A 6,473-nucleotide genomic window follows, 5' to 3' on the forward strand; every position below is an offset into this window, starting at 1 on the left:
GACCTGCCGCTGGGCTTCTCGCTGGAGGGCCACCTGTTCTTCGACACGCTCTTCCAGTTCAACCCCTTCCGCCTCGACGTGCAGATCGGGGCCGGCGTGGCCATCAAGCGCAACGGCCAGAACAAGCTCACCCTGCAGCTCTACCTGCACGTAACGGGCCCCGCGCCCTGGCACGTGACGGGCGAAGTGAGCTTCAARMTCATYGTGCGCGTGCGCTTCCGCATCGACCGCACCATCGGCGGCGGGGCCCCGGCCCAGCCGCTGCCCAACGTGGACGTGCGCCAGTTGCTACGCGAGGCGCTGGCGGCGCCCAGCAGCTGGGAAGTGCAGGCCCCGGCCAGCGCCCCAACCAGCCCGGTGGTGCTGCGCGCCGAGCCCGACGCCACGCGCCTGCTCGTCGACCCGGGCGGGGCGCTGGTCGTGCGCCAGAAGGTGGCCCCGCTGGCCTACGCGCTCGAACGCTACGGTAACGCCCGGCCTCAGAACGGCCACCGCTTCGACATCACCCAGGCCCAGCTGGGCACGGGGACCGGGGCGCAGCTGCTGACGGGCGCGGACCTGACGGAGCTCACCGACTTCTTCGCCCCCGGCCAGTTAGCAGAGCTGACGGAGCGCCGGAGCATGGTGGCCATGCCCGCCCAGCAATTCCAGCAGCTCAGTCAAAACAGCGCCCTGAGCCAGTCATATGCCACTGCCCAACCCTCGTATCTGGCCCCGGATGAAGTATATTGGCAAGAGGATCAGTACGTGCTCGTGCGCGCCGACACGCTCACCCGCTACGCGGCCACCCGCTATGCCAACGAGGCCCAGGCCACGGCCGCGCTGCAAGCGGTGGTCGCGGCCGATGCCCGGCTGCGCGGGGAGCTGCTCGTCATGCCCGCCTATCAGCTCACGCTGCAAAGCGTGTAAAAATGAGAGTTCTAACAAGAATCTGTTAGGCGTGAATCCAGAAACCGAAGCGCCGGAACTGCGTGCCCGTCCACCAGACGCGGCCGCCGTAGCGGAAGTTGGTGGCCCCGGCCTGGCTCTGCAGTGGGGTAGTTACGGCGTTGCCTTTACGGCTGGCCTTGTGGGTATCCGTTTCCGGCACCACGGCCACGATGTGGCCGGCGGCGTTCAGGTTGGTGCGCTGGGCGGCAATGAGGCAGACCTGGCCCAGATTGGCGGCCTGTTGCAAATCGGTCAGGCTGGTGGTGCGCCGCCAGCCGAAATCCGGGCCGAATTCTTCCAGCCAGTTGTAGAGCGCATTGACGTTGTACTCCACCACCGTGGTGCCATAGCGTGCCTTCAGCGGCTGGCGCTGCAGTAGCTGGACCAACGCCTTGGCCTGCCACCACACCCGCGGCAGATAAACTCCGGCCAGGTGGCAGTAGTCATGGACGTAGATGTTGCAGTAAGTTGCCGTGGACGTGCGCCGATAGCGGGCCGCCGAATCCACGTGCAGGTAGGCAACAATCTGGCCCAGATCCTGGGCCCTGTCGGCGATGGCCGCACTGGTGCGGCCGGGCTGCTTCGGGTCGTTGAGCGAGTAGGCCCACCAGTCGCGGTTGGTCACGCGCACCGCGCCGGGTGGGGTCAGGTGCGCCTCGGGTAGGGTGGGCAGCACGGCTGGCGGCGTTATCACCGGCGCCTGATCGAGCTTTTTGAGCAGGAATGATTTGATGAAGCCCTCTACCGGGGTGCCCTGCACCTCGGCCCGGACGCGCCGCCACCCGGCCGGCGTGCCCTTGGGGGCCGGGAGTTCGTCTACCTGCTGGCCCTGTTTGAGCTGCACTAAAACGGTGCTCGGCACCAGCTTGGGCTGGCTGCGCAGGTTGGCTTCAAGCGGAATAATCTGGTACTGCGTCGCCATAACGAAAAAGCTAGGAGAGGAAGAAAGAAACGATTGGCGTCGCCGCAGCGGCGCGGGTGGCCGGCGGATGCGACTAGTGGGCTCAGGTGATACTGGTGCTCGGACTCACGGCGTCCGTGACCTGGAAGGCTTTGAGCAGCTGGCGGCGGACTTGCTTGTAGCCGGCCCAGTCGAAGCGGGCCACGAAGTCGGCCGCCGCCCGGGCGCCTTCCGCGAACAGGGCCTGCTTATCGGCTTCGGGCAGCGAAAAGTCCAGCCAGTTGAAGCGGCCGGTGTCGGCGTAGCTGACCAGGTGCCGGAAGTCGGGGTTGCGGGTGATGAAGTCGTAATCGTGGCCGTGGCGGGTGGTGTTCAGGATACCACCCAGCAACTGGGTGAACTTCTCCGCCGGTTTGGGTGCTGAGCGGTCCAGGCCGAGTTTGATGCCGAACGTGGGGCAGGCTGGCACTTGGTAATGGTGATGAAACAAGTCGATGGGGAAATTGGAGAGAATACCGCCATCGACGAAATACACCGCCTCCGGCACCGGGCCGCAATAGCCGGTGGCCGCTTCCCAGGCTGGGCCACCGGGTTGTCCAGTCCCCGGTAGGTCGGTGAGCCGGTAGGGCTGGAAGAACCCGGGGATGGCCATCGAAGCCCGCACGAAATCGGCCGGATGCACCTGCTCAGGCGCGGCATAGTAGAGCGGGGCCATTTCGGGGAACACCACCTTGGATTCGGTCGTGACGTCGGCCGTGACCAGGGCCACGCGGATCGGTTGAGCCGGGGCATATACTTCCCCCGTGCGGCGGCGCAGCCCGTCGGCGGGCGTGAGTGTGCGCAGCCGGTGCAAATCGGCCACGGTGCGGATGCCGCGCTCATCTAGCAGGCCCCGCAGCCAGTCGTGGAAAACAGTACCCGGGTTCAGGCCAAAATCCTGGGTCAGGTTATCGAGCACTTGTGCTCCCTTCCACAGGTAGCGCAGCAGGCGGCCATTATCGACCAGCACCCGCACGAAGTCGCGGGCGTCGTCGTCGCCGTCCACGAACTCTTGCAGGTCCTGCGCCGTGAGTTGAGTAAGTAGCCAGTCGGTTTTGGGGGCCGAAACGGGGCCGGCGGCGGCCATGAGCAGGGCGTTGATGGAGCCGGCGGAAGTGCCGCCGAGCTGCAAGAAACGCACGCCCAGTTCTTCGAGCACGTACACGTAGCCCACCAGGGCGATGCCGAGCACCCCACCGCCTTCCATGACCAGGTCCACGTACTGCCTTCCCGCTTCGTCGACGATGTCACTGATTTGCCAGTTACCGGTCGTGGCCCGGTGTTGCTCAACTGCCGCGCGGGCGGCTTGCAGGTGGGGTGCGGCGGCAGTATAGTAAGCAGAAGTATTCATAATAAGGGTAAGTAATGAGGTAAAGAAGAAGCGAATAATTATGGGGCCACGTAGCCGTTTCGGCGAATCCCGGCGCGATACTTATTGGTAACGCAGCGCTAGCAAGAAGTTATATACTCTCGCAGGCCTGACCGCCGCCAGTGGGCAACGGCTCCGTGGCAACGGCTCGGGCGAAGTCGTTCGCCGGCCATCAGGTTAGGGTTCGGTCAACTGCAGCCCGGTGGCCTGTTGAGCCAGGGCCCATAGTTCGGTCAGTGCATGTAGCCCCGCATGGTAATGCGTCGTCAATTCCCGCAAGGGAGACTCGGCCCCTGCCGCGACAGGTTCGAATACGGTTCCGGTAGTGAGGTAGAAAAGCAATTCGGGCGCGACGGCTTCCTCCGACCAGTCCGGGCCCGTGTGCAACGCCTGCTGCCCGCGCAGGCGGTAGCCGAAAAAAGCGCCCACCGGCCGGGCCAGGAAGGCCGCCAGTTCGGTGCGGTCGGTACCCGCAAAGAGCTGCCAGGCGTTGGCGAGGCCCTCCACGAACCTGACCAGCCCGCTGGCCGCCTGGAGCGCCAGGGCCGTATCGGCTGCCCCTGTTGGCTCGCCCGCCGGGCCGGTTTCGGGAGGTAGCGAAAAGGTACGGAGCCAGTCAGCGGGCGCCCGACCGAGTAACCCGCGCAAGGCCTGCACGGCCTCCGACGGCTGCCCGGCGGGCTGTTCCGGCTCGGCAAGCAACTGCTCAAAGGCCTGCAACGCGCTGTCCTGTTGCCACTGCCCGTACAGGGAGAGAAAGGAGGCGAACCGGACCTGGTTGCCAGGAGCCAGGGGCGGCTGATCCGGCACGGCTGCCAGCATCGGCCGCAACGCCGGATCGCGCCCCGCCAGCTCGTCGGCCAGTCCCACGCGCTTGGCGAGTTGCCAGAGCAGCGGATAGCCGTAATCGAGTACGTACTGCTGCACGGCCGTGGTGCTGAGCAGGGCCCGCAGCTGTTCGTAAACGGCGGTGTGCACCCCGGCCAGCGTCACGTACCCGTTGGCCAGAGCCAACTCCTGAAGTTGCAAATCGGTCAGCGTTTCATGCAGCGACTGCCGGAACCGAGCCTGGGCCAGATCGGTTACCGGCGCTTCCCAGTGCGGCCGTAGCCACCGCTGGAGCAAAGCTGCCGAAGGGCCTGCTACGGCGGAGCCGCCGCTAGTAGCCGCCAGCGGTGACCAGTGGCCCTTGAGCCCGGGAGTAGTGGCTGGCTGGGGCGCGAAAGCCTCCCCGACGGCGGGGCCGGTGGGTCGCCAGGGAGCCACCGCCAGCTGGGCTAGCCGGGCCTGTTCTTCGTCGGGCGAAAGAAAAGCGGAAGGACTCATTGGGCAGCGGGGACGGGTAGCGGGGCGAGGGCTTGCCGCAGGTAATCAACTACGGTGCAGTCCCAGCCGGTGGGCTTGACCATAGCCGAGTGGCCGAGCGATTCCAGGCGGGCGGGCTCGTCGCCGGCCCAATTCACCAGGTCGGCGAACTTATGGCCCACCACCTGATCTTCCAAGCCCAGCATCACCCGGGGCGCGGGCCAGCGCCGGGGCTGGTAGCTGCTGTCGGTCCAGGCCTTGAGCATCCGCAGCTGGGGACTGGCGGGCCGCAACGCGTCGCTGACCGGGTACACCCACTGCCCGAAGCGAGCTAGCGGGCTGCCATTGACGGGCGTGCCGAACAGCGTAATGCTGTGCAGTTGCTCCAGCAGCGTGGCCGGCGTGTGCAGCACGCTGGCGCACAGCAGCTGGCGGATGCCGAGCGTGCCGAGCGAGTGGCCCAGCAAGGCGAACCGCGCGTACGCCCCCCGGTAGGGAGCCTGGCCGGCGTGGGCCTTGGCTAGCTCCGTGGCCAGGCGACGGGCAATGTCGAGGCAGCACTCAACCGACCCGGTGCGGTAGCCCAGGAACACGTAGTCCCAGTCGTCGAGCGGCGGATGGGCGTCGGCCTCCTCGTAGAGCATGTGCGGCAGCCGGCCCCAGGTGCCGAGGTAGTCGCCGGTGTAGCCGTGCAGGAAAACAGCCAGGCTGGGGGCGGGCTGCTCCCGGCGCACGATATAGGCCCAGTGGTCGGCGGTGCGGTCGAGAAAGTCCCGGGTGGGTAACGACATGTAAGCGATAAGGATAACAAGTAGATCAGGATGCGGGGCCAAGATAGATGTTCAGCGCTAATGGCCAAGCTCCTTATTGCTAAAATACCTTTTCAGAAGCTGACCAGGTAGTCCGGTAGGCCAACAGCCCGCAACTGGTTTTCAGCCAGCCGCTTGCTTTTTGCGTAGGAAACCTTATACTTGACCCTGCCTTACCACCGGCCGGCTTTTTGCGTATCTTTGCCGGCCTATCCATACCCCACTGCCATGCCCGCTATTGAGCCGCCCAAACTGGTCATCGAATTTCGGGGCGACCAGGCCAAATTCCAGAGTAAAGCCTACCGGGCCCGCATTGAGCGGGTGCTGCGCGTGGCCGACGAGCTGACGGACCGGGCCGTGGTGGACCGCGAGCGGCTGAAGGTGCGGGCGCAGCTGTAGCCGCTTTCGCATTGCCCATCCCAGGCGTCCCGCACAGCCGGACGCCTTTTTTATGCCCTGGCAATAGGACCGGAGGTGGTGCGTTACGAGGGTGTCGCCGATCCAGCACCTTGGCCGCGTCCGACGGCTGGGTCGATGCCGCCGCCACCCGCTGCCGCCAGCACTACCACTACTTCGCCGAGTACCTGAGCCCGGAGCACGACGGCCTGGGAGCCCAGACCATTCTGGTGGAAGCGCCCTACGTGAGCCAGTCCTTCCTGGCCGATTACGCCGACTACTACGCCCGCGGCTTCACCACCTACGAGCGGCTGTGCAAGCGCATCCATTTTTTCCAAGTCGCCTTCGACCTGCCTGCCCTGGAAGCGGCCCTGACCGACCCCGCTACCGGGGCGGCGCTGTGGGAATCGTACCTGGGCTACGTGGTAGTCAAGCCCCTGCCGGGCCGGCCTATCGGGGCCACGCTGCTGCGCCCCTACGCGCCGGCCCACGATAAGCGCCGCGTCTACCCCGTGTGCCGGCCCTACGAGGTGAATGTGCTGGGCAAGCAGCTGACGCTGGACTCACTCATCTTCCAGGAGCAGGACAACAACGTGAGTGCCTGCGCCACCACGGCCCTGTGGATGGCCTTCCACAAAACGGCGGCCCTGTTCCAGACAGCCCTGCCCTCGCCCTACCACATCACGGCCACCACCCGCAACCTGTTCTACCGCCACGGCCGCAC

General features: G+C 65.9%; 7 protein-coding genes. 3 read left to right on the plus strand and 4 right to left on the minus strand.

Features of this window, described 5'->3' with window-relative positions; translation table 11 throughout:
* The coding region (locus D0T11_RS22775; RefSeq protein ID WP_182888556.1) for a DUF6603 domain-containing protein at nt 1-909 on the plus strand (909 nt) is incomplete at its 5' end.
* A 25-nt stretch (nt 910-934) separates the two neighbouring features.
* On the opposite strand, the gene D0T11_RS21345 is transcribed toward D0T11_RS22775, so the two are convergent.
* From D0T11_RS21345 to D0T11_RS21360, 4 genes are all read right to left on the minus strand, one after another.
* Nucleotides 935-1,852: a hypothetical protein gene (locus D0T11_RS21345; RefSeq protein ID WP_119657831.1), complete on the minus strand. Its 918-nt coding sequence runs from the start codon at nt 1,850-1,852 to the stop codon at nt 935-937.
* A gap of 82 nt (nt 1,853-1,934) precedes the next feature.
* A complete protein-coding gene (locus D0T11_RS21350) occupies nt 1,935-3,221 on the minus strand; it encodes a patatin-like phospholipase family protein (protein WP_119657832.1) in 1,287 nt (428 codons plus the stop codon).
* Nucleotides 3,222-3,416: 195 nt separating this feature from the next.
* Complete coding sequence (locus D0T11_RS21355) at nt 3,417-4,565, minus strand: hypothetical protein (protein ID WP_119657833.1); 1,149 nt, start codon at nt 4,563-4,565, stop codon at nt 3,417-3,419.
* Complete coding sequence (locus tag D0T11_RS21360) at nt 4,562-5,335, minus strand: lipase family protein (RefSeq protein ID WP_119657834.1); 774 nt, start codon at nt 5,333-5,335, stop codon at nt 4,562-4,564. Before D0T11_RS21360 ends, D0T11_RS21355 begins: the two co-directional genes overlap by 4 nt.
* Before the next feature lie 246 nt (nt 5,336-5,581).
* On the opposite strand from D0T11_RS21360, the gene D0T11_RS22780 reads away from it, so the two are divergent.
* Both D0T11_RS22780 and D0T11_RS21365 read left to right on the plus strand, forming a co-directional pair.
* Complete coding sequence (locus D0T11_RS22780) at nt 5,582-5,752, plus strand: hypothetical protein (RefSeq protein ID WP_182888557.1); 171 nt, start codon at nt 5,582-5,584, stop codon at nt 5,750-5,752.
* Between the two features lie 110 nt (nt 5,753-5,862).
* On the plus strand, nt 5,863-6,473 hold a 611-nt coding region (locus D0T11_RS21365; RefSeq protein ID WP_220473763.1), incomplete at its 3' end, for a hypothetical protein.

The organism is Hymenobacter rubripertinctus (assembly GCF_003583925.1).
Lineage (GTDB): Bacteria > Bacteroidota > Bacteroidia > Cytophagales > Hymenobacteraceae > Hymenobacter > Hymenobacter rubripertinctus.